Source organism: Streptomyces sp. ALB3, assembly GCF_044385685.1.
GTDB lineage: Bacteria > Actinomycetota > Actinomycetes > Streptomycetales > Streptomycetaceae > Streptomyces.
The window spans coordinates 743,371-763,338 of the sequence record NZ_JBISCE010000003.1 but is presented as its reverse complement, the minus strand read 5'-3'; the positions used below and the strand labels follow the sequence as shown (position 1 = coordinate 763,338).

Below are 19,968 nucleotides of genomic sequence, written 5' to 3'. Positions count from 1 at the left end.
GTCACCCTTGCGTTCATATCGTTCACGGACGCTTTCGAGCCACCTTGGGCTGCCGGTGCCCTCCATGCAGACTGTGGGGTATGCGCCTGCCCCGAACCGTTCCCCGCAGCCTGGCCGGCCAGCTGTTCGCGATGCAGGCCCTGCTCGTGGCCGCGGTCGTGGCCGGGTGTGCCTTCTTCGCCTATGCCTCGGGCCGGTCGCAGGCGGAGGAGACGGCGGCGCGCCAGGTGCGGGCGGCGGCCCTCGCGATGGCCGGATCACCGTCCGTGCGGGAGGCGATCCGTACCCCGGACCCGTCCGCCGTACTCCAGCCGTACGCGGAGAAGGTCCGTGAGGAGACCGGCATCGCGTTCGTCACGATCATGGACCCGCAGGGGGTCCGCTGGACCCACCCCGACCCCTCCCAGATCGGCAGGAGCTTCATCGGCCACACCGAACGGGCTCTGCTGGGCGAGACGTTCGAGGAGACCTACACGGGCACGCTGGGCCCCTCGATACGGGTCGTCACGCCCGTCCGCGACGGGGACAGGATCGTCGGCCTGGTCAGCGCGGGCATCACCGTCGAGCGCGTGTCCACACAGGTACGGGAGCAACTCGGCGCCCTGGGGACGGCGGCGGGCGCCGCGCTGGCCCTCGGCGCGCTCGGCACGTACGTGATCAACGCCAGGCTGCGGCGGCACACGCACGGGATGAACGCCCGGGAGCTGAGCCGGATGCACACCTACCACGAGGCCACGCTGCACGCCGTGCGCGAGGGGCTGCTCATGCTGGACGGGCAGCGCAGGGTCGCCCTCATCAACGACGCGGGGCGGGAACTGCTGGGGCTGGCGCCGGGGTCGGTCGGGCGCCGGGTCGACGAGCTCGCGCTGCCGGGGCCGCTGACCGGGGCGCTGCTGGCGTCCGAGCCCCGGGTCGACGAGGTCCACCTGACGGCGGAGCGGGTGATCGTCGTCAACACCAGCCCGGTGGTCGGCGGTGAGCGGCGCGGAACGGTCGTGACGCTGCGGGACCACACGGAGCTGCAGGCGCTGTCGGGCGAGCTCGACTCGGAGCGCGGGTTCACCCAGGCGCTGCGCTCGCAGGCGCACGAGGCGGCGAACCGGCTGCACACCGTGGTGTCGCTGATCGAGCTGGGCCGGGTCGAGGAGGCGGTGGACTTCGCGACGGCCGAGCTGGAGCTGGCACAGGTCCTCACCGACCGGGTCGTGGGCGCGGTGGCCGAGCCGGTCCTCGCCGCTCTGCTGCTCGGCAAGGCGGCGCAGGCCAACGAGCGGGGCGTGGAGCTGGTGCTGGCCGAGGACAGCCTGATCGACGACGGGGCGCTGCCTCGTTCGCCGTCGCCCCGGGATCTGGTGACGATCCTCGGCAATCTGATCGACAACGCGGTGGACGCCGCGTCGGAGGCGGCCACGGGCGGCGCCGGCGCCCCCGTCCCCGCTCAGCGCACGACGACGCGGGCCCTGGTCACGGTGACCGCGCGGACCGAGTCCGGACAGCTTCTGCTCCGGGTGGCGGACACCGGGGCGGGAATCGGCCCGGACGACGCCGACGAGGTGTTCCGGCGCGGCTGGAGCACCCACGGCACGGGCCGCGGCCTGGGCCTGGCGCTCGTGCGGCAGGCGGTCCACCGCAACGGCGGGACGGTGGTGCTGGGCCGGGCACCGGACGGCGGCGCGGAGTTCACGGTGCGGCTGCCGCTCGCCGGCCGTACGGCGGCGGCGGAGGTGGTCGCTCCGTGATCCGGGTGCTGGTCGTCGAGGACGATCCGGTGGCCGCCGACGCCCATCAGCTGTACGTCGGCCGGGTGCCGGGCTTCGAGGTCGCCGCCGTCGCGCACACCCGGGCCGAGGCCGTACGGGCGCTGGACCGGACGGAGGTGGATCTGCTGCTGCTCGACCTCTACCTGCCCGACGGGCACGGTCTGCAGTTGCTGCGCTCACTGCGGGCGGCGGGCCACGGGGCGGACGTCATCGCGGTGACGTCGGCACGCGATCTGGCGGTGGTACGCGAAGGCGTGTCGCTCGGCGTCGTGCAGTACGTGCTGAAACCGTTCACCTATCCCACGCTCCGGGACCGGCTGGTCAGGTACGCGGAGTTCCGGGCGGCGGCCGGTGAGGCGAGCGGCCAGGACGAGGTGGACCGGGCGCTGGGCGCGCTGCGGGTCGCGGATCCGGCCGCGCTTCCGAAGGGCCTGAGCGGCCCGACGCTGGAAGCGGTGACCCGGGCCCTGCGGGAGGCGCCGGCCGGGGTGACCGCGGCGGCCGCCGGGGAGGAGCTGGGGATCTCGCGGATCACCGCCCGGCGCTATCTGGAGCATCTGGTGACCGCCGGCCGGGCCGAGCGGCGGCCGAGCTACGGTCAGGTCGGCCGTCCCGAGCTCCACTACCACTGGGTGGCTGAAACCCGTTGACGGCCGGGAGCGCCGCCGGGGCCTCGCTAGGAGGATCATACGAAGGGTGAACTGATAGGAACAGCCTGTAGCCAGGCCGTTCCCGGGCTTCTACGGTGGGGCCGTGCACCCCACCCCGCCCTTCAACGCCCCCGCCGCGCGCCGTCTCCGCGAGGCGCTGGGAATGGCTCCCGGACATGTTGCGTACGGGCTCGGCGCCCAGTACGGACTGCGTGTCACCGCCGAGACCGTGATGGCCTGGGAACGCGGCACCGCACTCCCGGGCGAACGCGAACTGATGGCGCTGGCCGGGGTGCTGTGGTGCGCCCCGGGTGAACTGCTGGCCGCCGCGAGCACCTTGCGCGAGCACCGCCTGGCCCGGGACCTCGCGGTGGACGACCTGGCACGGACCCTCGGGATGACCACCGCCGCGTACCGGCGGACCGAGGATTCGGGCCGCTGGCGCGGCAACGAGCGCCAGGCCGTGGCGCTCTGTGACGCGCTGGACATGTCGGCGGCGCAGTTCCTGACGGCGACCGGCCGGAACGAGGAGCTCGCGGAACTGCTGACCAGGGCGGTCACCACCCGCTGGCAGGCCTACGTGAGGCCGATGGACAGGCTCGTCCCGCTGGACCGGATCCTGCTCCAGGACGTGCTGGAACAGCTGCACGCCGACTACCAGGCGCTGATGGTGTCGACGCTGAGCTGGAACACCACGGGCCGGGACCGGGCCGGGACCGCGGGCGAGGCCGGGCGGGACTTCCTGGACCGGGTGGTCGAGGAGTTCTGGCGGACCGCGGGCATCTGAGCCCGCGGTCGCGGCCGGCCCCGTGATCCGCGGGCCACGACACCTCCGGCCGTACGTCACGCGGCGCGCCCGCCTCCGGCGCGGGAGCGCCGGGCAGGCCTAGAAGACGGACTCGGCCTCGTACATCCGGTCGCCGGGGACCGTCTTCAGGCGGGTCACGGCGTCGGCGAGCGGGGCCATCACGATCTCGGTCCCGCGCAGCGCCGTCATCCTCCCGAAGTCACCGCGGTGCACGGCCTCCACGGCGTTCCACCCGAAGCGGGTCGCGAGCACCCGGTCGTACGCGGTCGGGGTGCCGCCGCGCTGCACATGGCCGAGGATGACCGGCCGCGCCTCCTTGCCGAGCCGCCGCTCCAGCTCGGCGGCGAGACGGTTGCCGATGCCCTGGAAGCGCTCGTGGCCGAACTGGTCGATCTCCCCCTTGGCGTAGGTCATGGAGCCCTCGGCGGGGTGCGCCCCCTCGGCGACGCAGATGACGGCGAACTTCTTACCGCGCGCGAAGCGTTCCTCGACCATCTTGACGAGGTCGTCGACCTGGAAGGGCCGCTCGGGCAGGCAGATGCCGTGCGCACCGCCGGCCATGCCGGACTCCAGCGCGATCCAGCCCGCGTGGCGGCCCATGACCTCGACGACCATGACCCGCTGATGCGACTCGGCGGTGGTCTTGAGCCGGTCTATGGCCTCGGTCGCGACGCCCACGGCGGTGTCGAAGCCGAAGGTCCGGTCGGTGGCCGAGATGTCGTTGTCGATGGTCTTCGGGACGCCCACGACGGGCATTCCGGCCTCGGACAGCATGCGGGCAGCGGTGAGCGTGCCTTCGCCGCCGATCGGGATGAGGGCGTCGATGCCGTAACGGAGGGAGAGTTCCGCGCAGTTCTCGGCGGCCTCACGCAGACGGTCGCGTTCGAGGCGCGCCGAGCCGAGGATCGTGCCGCCACGGGCCAGGATGCCGCTGACCGCGTTCAGGTCGAGGGGCCGGAAGTGGCCGTCGAGCAGCCCCTTGAAGCCGTCCTCGAAGCCGATGACCTCATCGCCGTGCCCCACCACGGCGCGGTGCACGACCGAACGGATCACAGCGTTCAGGCCTGGGCAGTCGCCGCCTGCGGTGAGAATTCCGATGCGCATCCTGCTCTGTCTCCTGCTCGCTAGTGCCATGCATTCCGGGGACCCGTCGAGAAACCCCCGTACCGTGAGCCACGACGATTGTCCCACGCCGGGCCGGGCCCCCGCGCTTCCGGCTTCACCGGCGGGGACCGCCCGGGGCCCCGGAGGGGCCGCCGCGGGCACGGTGCCCGGCGGGCGGTCCGCCTGCCCCGGTAGGTATCGTCAAAGGGACAATGCAAGCCATACAGGACGGGAGACCACGCGTGGCGCGCAGTGTGTACGTGACCGGGATCGACCGGGGAGACGGCCGTCAGGTCGTCGATCTGGGAGTCATGGAGCTACTGACGCGTCAGGTGGACCGGGTCGGCGTCTTCCGGCCGCTCGTCCATGACGGACCCGACCGGCTGTTCGAGCTGCTGCGGGCCCGCTACCGGCTCTCGCAGAGCCCGGAGACGGTCTTCGGCCTGGACTACCAGGAGGCCTCCGCCGTCCAGGCCGAGAAGGGCACGGACGAACTGGTCTCGCTGCTCGTCGAGCGTTTCCACCGGGTGGCCCGCGACTACGAGGTGGTACTGGTCCTCGGCAGCGACTACGCCGCCACCCAGCTCCCGGACGAGCTGGCACTGAACGCGAGGCTCGCCAACGAGTTCGGCGCCTCCGTGATCGCCGTGGTCGGCGGCAAGGACCAGGACGCCGAGTCCGTGCGGGCCGAGACGCGCAACGCCTACCGGGCCTACGCGGGCCTCGGCTGCGACGTCCTGGCGATGATCGTGAACCGGGTGGCGTCCGAGGAGCGCTCGGACATCGCCGAGCGGCTGAGGGCGCAGCTCCCGGTCCCGTGCTCGGTGCTGCCGGACGATCCCGCGCTCTCCGCACCGACCGTCGCCCAGATCACCACCGCACTGGACGGAACGGTCCTGCTCGGCGACGACTCGGGCCTGGCCAGGGACGCGCTGGACTTCGTGTTCGGCGGCGCGATGCTGCCGAACCTCCTCAAGGCCCTGACCCCGGGCTGCATGGTCGTCACACCCGGCGACCGCGCGGACCTGGTCATCGGTTCGCTCGCCGCGCACAGCGCCGGCACACCGCCCATCGCGGGCGTCCTGCTGACGCTGAACGAGCGCCCCGGCGAGGAGATACTCCGGCTGGCGGCCCGCCTGGCGCCGGGCACCCCGGTCGTCGCGGTGTCGGGCGGCTCCTTCCCTACCGCAGGTGAACTCTTCGCCCTCGAAGGCAAGTTGAACGCGGCGACGCCCCGTAAGGCGGAGACCGCGCTGGGCCTCTTCGAGCGGCACGTGGACACCGGCGCCCTGCTGGAGCGGATCTCGGTGGCCCGCAGCGGCCGGGTCACCCCGATGATGTTCGAACACGAGCTGCTGGAGCAGGCCCGTTCGGACCGGCGCCGGGTCGTCCTGCCCGAGGGCACCGAGGAGCGCGTGCTGCGCGCGGCCGACGTCCTCCTGCGCCGCGACGTCTGCGACCTGACCCTCCTCGGCGACACCGACGTCATCCGCAAGAAGGCCGCCGACCTGGGTATCGACCTCGCGGAGACCCAGATCGTCGACCCGCAGACCTCCGAGCTGCGCCAGAGCTTCGCCGAGCGGTACGCCGCGCTGCGCGCGCACCGCGGGGTGACGGTCGAGCTGGCGTACGACGTCGTCTCGGACGTGAACTACTTCGGCACCCTGATGGTCCAGGAGGGCCTGGCCGACGGCATGGTCTCCGGCTCGGTGCACTCCACGGCCGCCACGATCCGGCCGGCGTTCGAGATCATCAAGACCAAGCCCGAGGCCTCGATCGTCTCCTCGGTGTTCTTCATGTGCCTGGCCGACAAGGTCCTGGTCTACGGCGACTGCGCGGTCAACCCGGATCCGGACGCCGAGCAGCTCGCCGACATCGCGGTGCAGTCGGCGGTCACCGCGGCCCGCTTCGGCGTGGACCCCCGGATCGCGATGCTCTCGTACTCGACGGGCACCTCGGGCACGGGCGCCGACGTCGACAAGGTGCGGGAGGCGACGGAGCGGGTACGCGCCTCCCGGCCGGACCTGCGGATCGAGGGCCCGATCCAGTACGACGCGGCGGTCGAGCCGTCCGTCGCCGCGACCAAGCTGCCGGCGTCGGAGGTGGCGGGCCGGGCGACCGTGCTGATCTTCCCGGACCTCAACACCGGCAACAACACCTACAAGGCGGTCCAGCGTTCGGCGGGCGCGGTCGCGGTCGGCCCGGTCCTGCAGGGGCTGAGGAAGCCGGTCAACGACCTGTCCCGTGGCGCGCTGGTCCAGGACATCGTCAACACGGTGGCCATCACGGCGATCCAGGCGCAGGGCGAGGAATGACCGCGATGACCACCGGCCCGACCAGTGAGGGTTCCCGCTCCATGAATGACGCCCACCGCGTACTCGTACTGAATTCCGGCTCCTCGTCGGTGAAGTACCAGCTGCTGGACATGCGCGACCGGACACGCCTGGCCACCGGCCTGGTCGAGCGGATCGGCGAGTCCTCCTCACGGCTGGTGCACACACCGCACGGGGGCGGCGAGCCCCGCGAGCGCACCGGCCGGATCGCGGATCACGAGGAGGCGCTGAAGGCCGCGGCAGGCGAGCTGGAGGCCGACGGGCTCGGGCTGGACTCCCCCGAGCTGGCGGCCATCGGCCACCGGGTGGTGCACGGCGGGCTGAAGTTCAGCGAGCCGACCGTGATCACCGACGAGGTGCTGAAGGAGATCGAGCGGCTGGTCCCGGTGGCCCCGCTGCACAATCCGGCGAACATCACCGGGATCCGCACCGCGCAGGCGCTGCGGCCCGACCTGCCCCAGGTCGCGGTCTTCGACACGGCGTTCCACACCACCATGCCGGAGTACGCGGCGCGCTACGCGATCGACGTCGAGACCGCCGACGCGCACCGCATCCGCCGCTACGGTTTCCACGGCACCTCGCACGCGTACGTCTCGCGCCGGACGGCCGAGCTGCTGGGCCGGCCGGTGACCGAGGTGAACGTGATCGTGCTGCACCTGGGGAACGGCGCCTCGGCCTCGGCGGTGGCGGGCGGCCGGTGCGTGGAGACGTCCATGGGACTGACCCCCTTGGAGGGGCTGGTCATGGGTACGCGTTCAGGGGACATCGACCCGGCCGTCACCTTCCACCTGAAGCGGGTGGCCGGCATGTCGACGGACGAGATCGACGTCCTGCTGAACAAGCGGAGCGGCCTGGTCGGCCTCTGCGGCGACAACGACATGCGGGAGATCCGGCGCCGGGTGGACGAGGGCGACGAGCACGCCACGCTCGCGTTCGACATCTACATCCACCGGCTGAAGAAGTACGTCGGCGCCTATTCGGCGGTCCTCGGCCGGGTGGACGCCGTGGCGTTCACGGCGGGGGTCGGGGAGAACTCGGCGCCGGTGCGGGAGGCTGCGCTCGCGGGACTGGAGGGATTCGGCCTGGCCGTGGACGCGGACCGCAACGCCGTGCGGTCCGGTGAACCGCGACTGATCTCGCCCGACGACGCACGGGTGGCGGTCGCCGTCGTGCCCACGGACGAGGAGCTGGAGATCGCCGGCCAGACCTTCGACCTGGTCCACAACTGAGCGGGCCCGCGCCCCTTTGTATCTTCCACCAGACGGAATATTCCGCAGTGAAACAAACCGATAGGATCCGCCTCATGCGCCGTTCCAAAATCGTCTGCACCCTCGGTCCCGCCGTCGACTCCCATGAGCAGCTCGTCGCTCTGATCGAGGCCGGCATGAGCGTGGCCCGTTTCAACTTCAGTCACGGCACCCACGAGGAGCACCAAGGCCGTTACGACCGCGTCCGCAAGGCCGCCGCCGAGACCGGCCGCGCGGTCGGCGTCCTCGCCGACCTCCAGGGCCCCAAGATCCGCCTCGGGAAGTTCGCCGAGGGCCCTGTGGAGCTGGTCCGTGGGGACGAGTTCGTCATCACGTCCGAGGACGTCCCCGGCGACAAGTCGATCTGCGGCACCACGTACAAAGGGCTGCCCGGCGACGTCACCAAGGGCGACCCGATCCTCATCAACGACGGCAACGTCGAGCTGAAGGTCGTCTCGGTGGACGGCCCCCGGGTCACCTCCATCGTCATCGAGGGCGGTGTCATCTCCGACCACAAGGGCATCAACCTGCCGGGTGCCGCGGTCAACGTCCCGGCACTGTCCGAGAAGGACGTCGAGGACCTGCGGTTCGCCCTGCGGATGGGCTGCGACCTGGTCGCGTTGTCCTTCGTGCGGGACGCCGAGGACGTCAAGGACGTGCACAAGGTGATGGACGAGGAGGGCCGCCGGGTCCCCGTCATCGCCAAGGTCGAGAAGCCGCAGGCCGTCGAGCACATGGAGGGCGTCGTCGCCGCCTTCGACGGTGTGATGGTCGCCCGCGGCGACCTCGCCGTCGAGTACCCGCTCGAGAAGGTCCCGATGGTGCAGAAGCGCCTCATCGAGCTGTGCCGCCGCAACGCCAAGCCGGTGATCGTGGCGACCCAGATGATGGAGTCGATGATCACCAACTCGCGGCCGACCCGAGCCGAGGCGTCCGACGTCGCCAACGCGATCCTGGACGGCGCGGACGCGGTCATGCTGTCGGCGGAGTCCTCCGTCGGCGCGTACCCGATCGAGACGGTCAAGACGATGTCGAAGATCGTCGTCGCCGCCGAGGAGGAGCTCCTGGCCAAGGGCCTCCAGCCGCTGGTGCCGGGCAAGAAGCCGCGCACCCAGGGCGGATCGGTCGCCCGCGCGGCGGCCGAGATCGCGGACTTCCTGGACGGCAAGGCGCTCGTGGCGTTCACCAAGTCGGGCGACACGGCCCGCCGTCTCTCCCGCTACCGCGCCGCGCAGCCGATCCTGGCCTTCACCACCGAGGAGGCCACCCGCAACCAGCTCGCGCTGAGCTGGGGCGTGGAGTCCTACGTCGTGCCGCACGTGGACAACACGGACGCCATGGTCGACCTGGTGGACGCGGAACTGCTGAAGCTGAACCGCTACAGCGACGGCGACACGATGGTCATCACGGCCGGCTCGCCCCCCGGTGTCCCCGGCACCACCAACATGGTCCGGGTCCACCACCTGAGCGGCGAGCGCGCCTGACGCTCCCCCGCCCGCACGGCTGTGGCCCGCGTTCCGGTACGTACCGGAACGCGGGCCACAGCCGTGTGCAGCCACCGGCGGAGCGGCCTGGGACGCCCCGTCGGGGCGCTCCCGGCCCAGCCCGCAGGCCGCTGCGAACCGCTGACGGCTCTCCCGCCCCTGTGAACCACAGGTGACAATCAGCCAGCTTGATCTGGTCCCGGTCACCACACCCTCACAGTTCCCCCACAAGGCGCCCCTTGCTTTCGACGGCCCCCGCGTGGGCTCGCCCCCTCACGCGGCTGTGCCGGAAGGGACCAGTTCACGCCAACCGGCGTGCTGGGACGTCCTTTTCCCCGCCCTGAAGAGTCGACTTCTATCTAAAGTGACGCTGCACCTGACCGGATTTCCTTCTTCTCCGCGCTCGTGCAACGTCATTCGAGCGACCGGGGGCGCAGTGACGCGGGGGAAATGCCGGGGGCAGCCATGTCGCCGTGCGGGACCATCCGCGATCACCACCTCTCACGCCGGACGCACACCGCCGCTCCTGGCGTCGTGCGCGGGCCGGACGGCCCTCCCCGAGCACCAGTGAGCCGGCCTTCGGCCGTCTCCCGGTCGTGTCCGCCCTTCACGCAGAGGATGCGCAGTTGCGTTCCATATCACCAGGGTCGCCGAGACCCACGCCCCGACGGTCCGGACGGTCCGCCCGCATCGTCCCGCCCCTGCTCGCCGTGGCTCTCCTGGCCACGCTGGGAGTACGCCCGGACCTGGCCGACCGGTTCGCCGGCCCGGCCATGGAACCGGTCGCTGGCTCCTACAACTGGGACGAGGACACCGCCGCCGAGCAGTTGCGGCAGGACCAGTGCCTGATGAGCGACGTGCTGCGGCTCGGCGGCTCGTCCATGGCCCAGACGGCGCAGGACGGTCTCGGCAGGACGCCCGAACAGCTCCATGTGCTGGCGAACCGGGACCACTGGGAGGACACCCCCCTCGCGACGGCCTACACCAAGGACCGGGAGGCCGCGAGCGCCGAACTGGACGCCGTCAACGCACTTCACGAGGGCTGGAAGGCTCCGGTCTCCGGCCTCGAGCCCCCGGCCGGCTTCACCCAGTCGACCTTCCACTGGCCGCCGGGCACCAGCAACGACGGCCAGAAGGACTTCCACGAACAGACCGGCCTGACCACGTGGATCGCCGATCGTTTCTGGAAGGACGAGAGCGACTTCTACGAGGACCCGACACCCCCGGCGGACGCCGCGACGCTCAAGGCCGTCAAGGACCTGGGCACCCCGCTGTACGGAGCGGATCCCGTCCCCGGCCTCCCCTCGGACGAGTGGAACCGTGCGCTCGCCGAGCGCGATGCCTTCGAGCACCTGACGGACTGGCCCCTGGAGCCCGCCGGCGCGGACAACGCCGGTCGCTTCCTCGCTTCCGGAGGATTCGCCCGTACGGCTCCCGACCCGGGCACCCCCGAGCACCGCATCGCGGTCGAGGACCTGAAGTCCCGGTTCGCCGCCTGCGCGTGGCGTGACCCGATCGACCCGAACGAGGTGCTGGGCGGTATCTCCACCACCGCGGCCACCGAGTGGCAGCAGGAGATCGCCTCCCAGTCCACGCAGCGCAACCAGCTCCTGAACGCCAACAAGGACGCCGTCAAGGCCCTCGCGGCCGGGTCCGAGGCGCTGGGGCAGATGCTGGGCCACTCGTGGGTCGCCGACCACCTCACCCGCTGGCAGGACTACTGGTCCTCCGGCGGCGTCGGCTGGATCGGCACCTCACCGACGGTGATCCAGGTCCCCGGGGCGTCGGGCAAGTGCCTGGAGGCCGCGGGCGGCGGGAAGACCAACGGCACCGCCGTCCAGATGTACACGTGCAACGACAGCGCGGCGCAGAAGTGGGAGGTCTCGGGTGACGACGCAGGCCTGCACCTGCGCAACGTGAACTCCCAGAAGTGCGTCGACGTGTCGTCCAACAACACGGCGAACGGTACGAAGATCCAGCTCTGGACGTGCAACAGCTCCCCGGCACAGACCTGGGAGTACAACGTCCGGGCCGCCACGGTCCTGAAGAGCGTCGGCACGGGCAAGTGCCTGAACCTGCCGTCGTTCACCAACGGCCAGGACGCGCTGACGTACACGTGCAACACCACCGCCGCGCAGAAGTTCACCGTCAAGGTGTCCGCGCACAACGGAACCCTTCCGCCGACGGCCCAGTTCGACAAGGCGAAGAAGGGCATCGCCGCGGCTCAGGTCGCCGCGAAGGCACAGCTCGCCGTCCTCAGGACGCAGGCCGCGGCGGCGACGAAGGCCGCCGCGACCAGCGCCGCCGCCGAGCAGGCCGCCTACGCGGTCGCGGACGCCAACGGCGCGCCGCGTGGCCGCGGTCTGCTGGTCGGCCAGCAGAAGGCACAGGTCACACAGGGTTCGGCCGCTGCTCTCACCGCCATGGTGAAGGCGGGCGAGACCGCTGAGGCAGCCACCAGGGCCGCCGCCGGTGACAGCGCGACGATCACCCAGCGGGCGCTCGCCCAGGCCGCGCAGTCGAAGGCCGAGTTCCGCAAGCAGGCCGCGTACGCCGCGGAGCTTCAGGCGAAGGCGGCGACGGACGCGGCCAAGGTCCACCGCGACAACGCCAAGAAGGACAAGGAGACCGCGGAGGCCAAGCTGGCCGAGGCCGTCAAGGCGGAGGGGGACGCCAAGGCGGCCGCCGCCGAGGCCCACGCCAGGCGGCTCTCGGCGGAAGCCGAGGAGCTGACGGCCAAGAAGGAGAAGGAGACCGCGGCGGCCAAGCAGGCCGAGGCGGCCCAGCACAAGCGCAACGCCGAGTCGCAGGCGTCGAAGGCGAAGTCCGCACAGGAGAAGGCCGAATCGGCCGAGGGCACCGCCGTCACGAAGCAGAAGGCGGCCGAAGCGGCCAGCGACAAGGCCCGGGGCCTGCGGGACGACGCGTGGGACGCCGAGCAGGAGGCGGACGCCGCACGTGCCAAGGCCTACGCGAAGGACGCGTTCGCCCAGGCCCACGAGTCCGACAGCAACGCCGGGGAGTCCCGGGCGGCGGCCGACGCCGCGGCCCGGCACGCCGACGACGCCGAGGCAGCGGCCACGGCCGCCCGCTCCCAGGCCGACGCCGCGACCCAGGCGGCTGCGGACGCCGACGCGGCGGCCACCCGTGCGGAGGCGGCCGCTGAGCGGGCCCGCTCCGACGCGGACGCCGCACAGGCCGCGAAACTGAAGGCCGACGCGGCGGTGAAGACGGCCACCAGCGCGGCGGCCGACGCGATCGCGGCCTCCCAGCACGCCGCCGCTGAGGCGAAGACCGCGGTCGAGATGGCCGACGAGGCCGAGGCCCAGGCCAAGACCGCCAAGTTGCACGCGGACGTGGCGCAGCAGGAAGCGCTCAAGGCTGTCGCGGCGTCGGTGAAGGCCGCAGGCTACGCGCACATCACCGCGCAGGCCGCCGTCGATGCCGGTAACGCCGCTGCCCAGGTCGCCGCACCCGCCAACGATGCGATCCAGCTCGGCTCGCCCTACGTCACCAAGGACTCGGCAGCAGGGCTGGTGGTCCTGACGGGACAGGCGTCGAAGACGATCGCCGAGCAGCAGAAGGCAGTCGCGGAGGCCCACGCCCAGAACGCCGCCGAGGAAGCCGCGAGCGCCAAGGTCATCGCCGATACGGCACAAGGCGACGCCAAGGCCGCCTATCAGCACGCGGCGAACGCCGCCGGATACGCGTCCCAGGCCCGCGGGTACGCCAAGGAGGCACTCGGCTACGCGGCCGCCGCCGCCACGGCCGCCTCGAAGGCCGCGGCCTCCCTTGCCCGGACGATCGAGTACGGGCGCCAGGCCACCGAGGACGCGAACGCAGCGGACAAGGCCGCCGGACGGGCCGAGGGCTACGCCGTCGAGGCCCGCGACTCCGCGGACCAGGCCGCCCTCGACGCCCAGGCCGCACGCGACGCCGCGTCCGCGGCGGAAGAGGCGGCGTCCGCGGCGCGCGCAGCCGCCGAGCGTGCCGATGCGGCGGCCACCGCCGCCGAGGAAGCCGCCAAGGACGCCCAGAAGTACGCGGAGTCCGCGCAGGAGGCCGCCGAGTCGGCCGAACGCAAGAAGGCCAACCAGCAGGTGTCCACGGGGGCCGGCACCGGTATCGGGGGGACGTTCTACGTCGTCGACGACATCAAGGTGACCGAGGCCGACCAGCAGAACCCCTGCGAGATCCAGATCGGGTTCGAGGGCTGCGAGGTGACGTTCACCGTCCACTTCGACGCCACGCTCGACTTCTACGTGTGCACCGACCCGGACGTCCCGGCCACCCGCTCGGGGTGCCCGCAGGAGGAGACGGTCTTCCTGGAGACCAGGACCTTCCCGAACCAGACGAAGGAGGTGACGAGCTACTTCAGCAAGCTGGACATCCTCCAGCAGACGATCGTCTACCAGGTACTCAAGGAGGTCCTGATCGGGGACTTCGTCGACTGCTGGCACGGCAGTGTCAGCGGGTGCGCGTGGGCCGCGTCCAACTTCGTCCCGGGCAAGGCGGTCGAGAAGGTCGTCGAGGGGATCCGTGCTCTGGACGCCGCCATGCAGACAGGCATCGGCGTCGCGGACGCGTTCAAGGCGCTCAAGGCGCTGGACATCGACCCCGCGACCCTCGCAGACGTCCAGCGGTCGGTGAACGCGTACGAGGATCTGCGCACCGCGTGCACAGTCAACAGCTTCCCGGGGGACACCCGGGTGCTGATGGCCGACGGCAGCAGCAGGGCGATCAGTGAGGTGGACCGGACCGACCGGGTGCTGGCCGCCGACCCCGTCAGCGGTGAGCTGCGTCCCGAGCCGGTGCTCAGCACCTACCGGCACGACACCGACCGTCTGGTGGACATCGCACTGGCCGGAGGCGGCCAGCTCTCCAGCACGGTGGGACACCGCTTCTTCGTCGTCGGCCAGGGCTGGACCGTCGTTGCGGACCTGGCCGTGGGCGACCGGCTGCGCACGGAGGACGGCGAGGTCCGGGCCGTGGCCACGCTCAGGGAACGGCCCGCCCCGGCGGACCGGACGGTTCACGACCTGACCGTCGACGACCTGCACACCTTCTTCGTGCTGGCGGGTGACTCACCCGTCCTGGTCCACAACTGCAGCGACCTCGTGGCCGACGCGCAGAAGTTCCCCGGGCAGGCACACATCCTCAGCAAGCACACGACGTCCGAGGCCACCGCCCTCACGCGGGCCCGAGCCGACGGCGAGAAGATCAGCGTCTTCGACGACCTGGCGACGACGCAGGCGGTCGTGGACAAGATCCTGGCGGAGAAGGCCGCCGAGATCGGCAAGTGGATGCGGGGCAGTCAGCAGCAGAAGACGCTGAGGGGCACGATGGGCGGCAAGGACAACTCGCTCGGTTTCGTGGCCCACCCCGACGGCACGACGGTCACCCGCACCGGCAACCAGTTCGTCATCGTGCTCAAGCGGGCGAAGGGGCACAAGCCCGGCGGATTCTACGTCTACACCGGATACCCGGTGTAAGGGAGGAGATGACCGATGGACCGGTCCACGGAATTCACGTTCGGTGTCCCCTGGGTCATGAGCTTCTTCCACCAGGACTGGATGCTGGACGCCTCCACGGAAGCGGAAGCCGTGGCCGGTCAGTTCGTGGAGGAGCTGGAGCCCGAAGCCGTGCTTCTGGTACGCCGTGACGCCCGCCTCCTCCACGACGTGCTCCCCGCCGACCACATCACCGCGCTGTGGGAAGGGGGCGTGGAGGGCGGGGAGCGTTTCTTCCACCGCGGCCGCGTCACGGACGGTGCGGCGTGGATGCGTCAGTTGATGGAGGTGTGCGACGCCTGGCTCGCCCGCCGTCCGGCCCCTGTGACGCTCTCCGGGGCGGACCGGTACGAGGGGACGGAGCTGGCCGGCCGGGTCCGGGCAGCCGTCGGGGAGTTCGACGGCGTGCTCGACCGGGAGGTGGTCCAGGCTCTCACCGAGTGCGTCGACCGCTGCACACCTGATCTCGCCTTCCGGCTGCTGCTGCGCGCCCTGCCCGTCAGGAGTGACGCGCTGTCCCCGCATTACCTGCGCCTGTCGAGGGAGCGGTACGCGCGACTGGCGGAGCTGGGACGGGCGTTCCGGTACGGGGCGTACGTCGTGGGCGACATCGAGTATCTCGTGGACGCGTAGCGCACGCGCGATGACCGGGACTCCGGTCCGACAAGGCTGCGGGCCGCCCCCTCTCGCGAGGGGGCGGCCCGCAGTCATTCGTGCGGCTCCCGGACGGGACTCAGGTCAGCCGTTGCCGCCGGTGAAGTAGTTCGACAGGCCGGGGACCGTGAGCGTGCCGCCGAACTGGCCGGCCTGGGTCACCGTCACGTCGGTGAAGAACGCGAAGGGGACGTTCAGCGGCGGAGGGGTCTCCGGGCTGAAGGTGATCGGGATGAGCCCGAAGAGGTTGCCCTCGAGCTTCTCCGTGTACATCGTCACTTCGCCGTCGCGGATGGTCGACGTGGAACCACCGCGCGCCTTGACGTGCCCGGTCGTTCCGGCCGGGCCCTTCGTCAGCTGGTGCAGGTCCTTGATGTCGATGGAGCTGGCGGTGAACTTCAGGACCTTCTTGACGTTGCCGCTGTACGTCTTCACCTCGACGATGCCGGCGTAGTCGAGCCCGTTGAGCGTGAGCTTCGAGGTCTCCAGCGTCCACGGGTCGTCCGGGAGCAGCGGGACGCCCTGCTCCAGTTCGGCCGCTGCGAGGGCCTCGGGGTCGGCGGTCGGGCAGGGGAAGCGCTCCTTGGCGCCGTCCGGGATGTCCTCGTCCTTGACGGGGTCGAGACCCTTGACGTCGTCGTCGAGCTCCTCGACGTCCTTGCCCGCCTTCTCGGCCGCCTCACGGATGGCGTCGGTGGTCTCGTCGACCGTGTCCTTCGCCGCGTCCGTCACCTTCTCCACCGGCTTGGTGGCGGTGGCACTGGGGGACGGCTCCGGACTCTCGGCAGTGGCCTCGGGCGACGGCTCGGCCGTCTCCTTGTCCGGTCCGTCGAAGAGGTCCTTGAGCGCGTCCCCGACACCCAGCGGGTCGAGGGGGTTCTTCGACTCGGTGGGCGAGGGGGTGGCCGACGGGGCGGCCTTGTCCCCGGTGGTCCCCGCGGACGTGGCCTCCTCGGAGGCGCTCGCGCTCGGGGAGGGCTTCGGCGCCGCGGACCCGTCGTTCGCGTCGTCCTTGCCGGCGTCGTCCTTGCCGGCGTCGTCCTTGCCGACGTCGTCCTTGCCGGTCTCGTCGGACGGCGTGGCGCTCGGGGTCGGCTCCGTCTCGGTCTCCTGCGACTCGGAGGGCTCGTCGGAGCGGGTCACGCAGGGGCCGGGCGCGAAGGGTATGTCCGAACTGTCGTCGGCCATGGCCAGCTTGGGGGTGAGCCCCATGCCCACGAAGACGGCCGTCGGCATCGCGGCGAGCGCGAAGGCCTTCTTGCCCGTGGGCATGTGCAGCTTGGTCAGGAGGGACTTCCTGGGCGCCGCGTGGCGGGGCCCTCTTCGCTCCGGAGGGTTCCCCGGTCCGAAGTCGTTGGTCTGCCCGTCGTCACCCCGCACGATGCCTCCCACCGTCGGCCTCCGCCGCAGCCTTGGACAGCAGCGGCCCCCGCGGGGCCTCAGCCGTGTCGTGGGGACCCTGCCCGAGCTCCGTCGCGTCCGGGGCGGCGGCCAGGGGCGCCGGTGCGGCATGGCCGTCGTACTCCGGGGCTTCCTTCGCCGTACCCGGAGCCCAGGCGATGGAGAGGGCTCCGCCGATGAGCGAGAGCAGGAACCCGATGATGAAGCCGCCTATGTTGGCGATGGGTATGGAGATGAGGGCGAGCAGGATCGCGGCGACACCGGCGAACACCCGGACAATGCTGTGGAACCACATGGTGAGGCCCAGGGTGACCAGCAGGACCCCGATGATCAATGACCCCGCGCCCGCCGTCGTGGACATCGCCAGCGTGACGTTGCCGAGGTGCATGTTGGCGTACGGGAAGTAGGCGATGGGAAGGCCACCCACCATGGTGAACAGACCCGCCCAGAACGGCCGGTTACCCCGCCAGGTGCGGAATCCCCGCCGGTAGACGGTGAGGTGGTGCTCGTTCTGCCCTGTGGACTCGGGGCTCATGGAAAACAGCTCCCTGGAACCGGTACTGCTGTGAGAAGAGAAAGGGTGGGTGGCCGGGACCCACGGTGTGCGCTCCGGCCACCCGGCGCGCTTAGTAGCACTCCTGGTCGGGATCCGTGGAAAGCCGCAGTTTCAGGCCGCTGAGGTTGAAGGTGCCGGCCGTCGTGGCCCACGCCTTCTGCTTGACGTTCTTCAGCTTGGCCTTCTCGGCGCGCTGGGCGAAGCCGTTGGGGTTGGCCTGGGTGTTCGGCTGAATACCGGGCTTGCCCTCCGACTTCGGCAGGGAACCCGCGGCCACACCGATGTCGATGTTCTTGAACTCGGCATCGGCGTCGAGCTCCGACACGTCGAGGTAGAGGCTCTTGGCGAAGACGGGCTTGCCACCTCCACCCGCCTCCAGCCTCAGCGTCACGTTACCGATGCCCGGAACCTTGGGCGTGACGACCGACTGGCACATGTTGGTGATGTAGGCCTTGCTGAAGCCTGACACCGCCACCGGGGCGTGCATGGGCTTACCGTCGAGCGTCTTGCCCGAGGCGACACTGCCGTACTGGACGAAGTCCCAGCCCTCGAGCTCGGTGGCCTTGACCTTGAACTCCTGCCCGGACACGCTGAACGACGCCGCGAGCGCACCCTGCGCCAGGCCGACGCCGACTGCTGCGGTCGCGACGACGCTCGGCACCATGACCAGAGCGAAACGCTTCCATCTGGTACCACCGCGAACCTGCGAACTCATATATTTCCTCCTTCTCGGACGTACATCTCCGGTACGGGCGTCATGCCCGCCCTGGGATGGGAGAAGTGCTACGTCCTCGGGAAGGAGAGCGCCCGGACCGGAGGCGCGTACCGCATCCGAATCACCGGCGATCACCCCCGAGCGACAACCACTGGCCGCGCGTCTGCGCGGCCGGTTCGGACAGGCCCCGCCCAGGGGCAGGAACCCCCCTGTCCGCGATCGGCGCCACTGCCGCCGACCACCCGGTGGGGACCCAACGGACCCGCCTGTGCCGACTGGCCGTCGGACCGGCGGGTATTGGACCGAGCGTGGCCGATCGTGGTGCATTCGCGCCCGTGGCACAAGGGGGGTCGTTACTGACTAGTAACGACCCGATAACCGGCACGCGACAGGGCGATACCGGACGGCCACACAGGGTGGCGTCACAGGGGCGCGCGAATGGCGGGATTACAGGCCCAAACCGGACAGACTCCGGAGGGCGATTTACTGCGAGTAACACTACGTTGTTTTATCAAGTTTTGGTAAAGCGGACGTGTTCGTTGTCGTTCGCCCGCGAAAACGGCCGTGGTGCCCCGAGGGCTCCACGGCCGTGTTGTCACATCAGAACAAGACGCGCGCCAGGGCGGTCCGCGCGGCGGTTACCCGGGGGTCGTCCGGCCCGATCACCTCGAAGAGCTCCAGGAGCCGGACCCGCACGGCGTCGCGGTCGTCACCGAAGTTGCGGCGGACCGTCTCGACGAGGCGCCCGAAGGCGTCCTCCACGTGACCGCCCACGAGGTCCAGGTCGGCGGCGGCCATCTGCGCCACCGGCTCGGCCGGATTCTCCGCGGCCTCCTTGCGGACCTGCTGCGGGTCCATCCCGGCGACCCGGCCCAGCAGCTCCGCCTGGGCCAGGCCCAGCTTCGCCTCGGTGTTGACCGGCTCGTCGGCCAGGACGCTCCGGTACGCCTGGACAGCGCCTGCGAAGTCGTTGGCGTCCAGCGCCCGTGCGGCTGCTTCGAGCTGCGCGTCGTACGGTCCCGCGGGCACCTCGACGGGGGCGCCCTCCCCTTCCGGGGCAGCGGCGTCCGGGTCGACGGTGATCCCGGTGAGGCCGAAACGCTCCTCGCCGACCTGGATCAGCTGGTCCAGCGTCTGGCGGATCTGGCTCTCGGGGGCCGCGCCCTGGAAGAGCGGGAGGGCCTGTCCGGCCACCACCGCGAAGACCGCCGGGATGCCCTGGATCCCGAACTGCTGCATCAGCATCTGATTGGCGTCGACGTCGACCTTGGCCAGCACGAAGCGGCCGTTGTACTCGGTGGCCAGACGCTCGAGGAGCGGGCCGAGCTGCTTGCACGGTTCGCACCACTCGGCCCAGAAGTCGATGACGACCGGGACTTCGGTGGAGCGCTGGAGGACCTCGGTCTCGAAGCCCGCCTCATCGACGTCGATCACCAGGGAAGCGGGTGCGACGGCACCGGTGCCCCCCTGCCGGGCGGACTCCGCACGGGCCTGCTCCGCCTTCGCCTTCGCGTCGCCGGCCGCCTTCACAGCGGCGAGGTCGACGACACCGCTCATGGACATGTTCCTAGGCTGCATACGTACATCCTCCCCCCTGTGCGCACCGTTCCGGAAAGCGATCCGCGAACCGCTTCCGTCCACAGCCACGCCGGTGTGCGCGACGAGCGGACGGAAACGGTTCCGAGGCCCTGAAAAACCCCGTGTTTGGTGCCGGATCCCCACCCGGCGCCTGTGGCTGTCGATCGG

Annotated in this window: 13 protein-coding genes; 8 read left to right on the top strand and 5 right to left on the bottom strand. The window is 71.0% G+C overall.

The window, feature by feature from the left end:
- Window positions 1–80: 80 nt before the first annotated feature.
- From ACHFIV_RS05350 to ACHFIV_RS05340, 3 genes are all read left to right on the top strand, one after another.
- On the top strand, window positions 81–1,739 hold the full coding sequence (locus ACHFIV_RS05350; protein ID WP_398964111.1) for a sensor histidine kinase: 1,659 nt from the start codon (window positions 81–83) through the stop codon (window positions 1,737–1,739).
- On the top strand, window positions 1,736–2,410 hold the full coding sequence (locus tag ACHFIV_RS05345) for a response regulator (RefSeq protein WP_398964109.1): 675 nt from the start codon (window positions 1,736–1,738) through the stop codon (window positions 2,408–2,410). Before ACHFIV_RS05350 ends, ACHFIV_RS05345 begins: the two co-directional genes overlap by 4 nt.
- Before the next feature lie 163 nt (window positions 2,411–2,573).
- Complete coding sequence (locus tag ACHFIV_RS05340; protein ID WP_398964243.1) at window positions 2,574–3,197, top strand: XRE family transcriptional regulator; 624 nt, start codon at window positions 2,574–2,576, stop codon at window positions 3,195–3,197.
- Between the two features lie 99 nt (window positions 3,198–3,296).
- Here the strand turns inward: ACHFIV_RS05340 and ACHFIV_RS05335 are convergent, their stop codons facing one another.
- Complete coding sequence (locus tag ACHFIV_RS05335; RefSeq protein WP_398964106.1) at window positions 3,297–4,322, bottom strand: ATP-dependent 6-phosphofructokinase; 1,026 nt, start codon at window positions 4,320–4,322, stop codon at window positions 3,297–3,299.
- 242 nt (window positions 4,323–4,564) lie between these two features.
- Between ACHFIV_RS05335 and pta the strand changes: the two genes are divergently transcribed.
- The 5 genes from pta (at window position 4,565) to ACHFIV_RS05310 (ending at window position 15,529) form a co-directional block, all read left to right on the top strand.
- Complete coding sequence (pta, locus tag ACHFIV_RS05330; protein WP_398964103.1) at window positions 4,565–6,637, top strand: phosphate acetyltransferase; 2,073 nt, start codon at window positions 4,565–4,567, stop codon at window positions 6,635–6,637.
- On the top strand, window positions 6,634–7,884 hold the full coding sequence (locus ACHFIV_RS05325; protein WP_398964100.1) for an acetate kinase: 1,251 nt from the start codon (window positions 6,634–6,636) through the stop codon (window positions 7,882–7,884). Before pta ends, ACHFIV_RS05325 begins: the two co-directional genes overlap by 4 nt.
- 74 nt (window positions 7,885–7,958) lie before the next feature.
- Window positions 7,959–9,386 carry a pyruvate kinase gene (pyk, locus tag ACHFIV_RS05320; RefSeq protein WP_398964097.1) on the top strand — a complete coding sequence of 476 codons (1,428 nt, stop codon included), beginning with the start codon at window positions 7,959–7,961 and terminating at the stop codon, window positions 9,384–9,386.
- Window positions 9,387–10,096: 710 nt separating this feature from the next.
- A complete protein-coding gene (locus ACHFIV_RS05315) occupies window positions 10,097–14,878 on the top strand; it encodes an RICIN domain-containing protein (protein WP_398964095.1) in 4,782 nt (1,593 codons plus the stop codon).
- Between the two features lie 15 nt (window positions 14,879–14,893).
- Window positions 14,894–15,529, top strand: a complete 636-nt coding sequence (locus tag ACHFIV_RS05310) for a hypothetical protein (RefSeq protein WP_398964092.1) — start codon at window positions 14,894–14,896, stop codon at window positions 15,527–15,529.
- A 105-nt stretch (window positions 15,530–15,634) separates the two neighbouring features.
- Here the strand turns inward: ACHFIV_RS05310 and ACHFIV_RS05305 are convergent, their stop codons facing one another.
- The 4 genes from ACHFIV_RS05305 to ACHFIV_RS05290 form a co-directional block, all read right to left on the bottom strand.
- Window positions 15,635–16,930, bottom strand: coding sequence for a hypothetical protein (locus ACHFIV_RS05305; protein WP_398964240.1), 1,296 nt, complete (start codon window positions 16,928–16,930; stop codon window positions 15,635–15,637).
- Window positions 16,920–17,486: a DUF6114 domain-containing protein gene (locus tag ACHFIV_RS05300; protein ID WP_398964091.1), complete on the bottom strand. Its 567-nt coding sequence runs from the start codon at window positions 17,484–17,486 to the stop codon at window positions 16,920–16,922. The genes ACHFIV_RS05305 and ACHFIV_RS05300 overlap by 11 nt, the downstream gene beginning before the upstream one ends.
- Window positions 17,487–17,577: 91 nt before the next feature.
- Complete coding sequence (locus ACHFIV_RS05295; protein WP_398964089.1) at window positions 17,578–18,222, bottom strand: DUF6230 family protein; 645 nt, start codon at window positions 18,220–18,222, stop codon at window positions 17,578–17,580.
- A 600-nt stretch (window positions 18,223–18,822) separates the two neighbouring features.
- Window positions 18,823–19,800: a tetratricopeptide repeat protein gene (locus ACHFIV_RS05290; protein WP_398964086.1), complete on the bottom strand. Its 978-nt coding sequence runs from the start codon at window positions 19,798–19,800 to the stop codon at window positions 18,823–18,825.
- Window positions 19,801–19,968 lie beyond the last annotated feature (168 nt).

What these genes read in the sequence shown, in the direction of transcription:
- ACHFIV_RS05350 (WP_398964111.1), top strand. Translation starts at nt 81, where the DNA reads ATGCGCCTGCCCCGAACCGTTCCCCGCAGCCTGGCCGGCCAGCTGTTC.
- ACHFIV_RS05340 (WP_398964243.1), top strand. Translation starts at nt 2,574, where the DNA reads ATGGCTCCCGGACATGTTGCGTACGGGCTCGGCGCCCAGTACGGACTG.
- ACHFIV_RS05335 (WP_398964106.1), bottom strand. Translation starts at nt 4,322, where the DNA reads ATGCGCATCGGAATTCTCACCGCAGGCGGCGACTGCCCAGGCCTGAAC.
- ACHFIV_RS05325 (WP_398964100.1), top strand. Translation starts at nt 6,634, where the DNA reads ATGACCGCGATGACCACCGGCCCGACCAGTGAGGGTTCCCGCTCCATG.
- pyk (WP_398964097.1), top strand. Translation starts at nt 7,959, where the DNA reads ATGCGCCGTTCCAAAATCGTCTGCACCCTCGGTCCCGCCGTCGACTCC.
- ACHFIV_RS05310 (WP_398964092.1), top strand. Translation starts at nt 14,894, where the DNA reads ATGGACCGGTCCACGGAATTCACGTTCGGTGTCCCCTGGGTCATGAGC.
- ACHFIV_RS05300 (WP_398964091.1), bottom strand. Translation starts at nt 17,486, where the DNA reads ATGAGCCCCGAGTCCACAGGGCAGAACGAGCACCACCTCACCGTCTAC.
- ACHFIV_RS05295 (WP_398964089.1), bottom strand. Translation starts at nt 18,222, where the DNA reads ATGAGTTCGCAGGTTCGCGGTGGTACCAGATGGAAGCGTTTCGCTCTG.
- ACHFIV_RS05290 (WP_398964086.1), bottom strand. Translation starts at nt 19,800, where the DNA reads ATGCAGCCTAGGAACATGTCCATGAGCGGTGTCGTCGACCTCGCCGCT.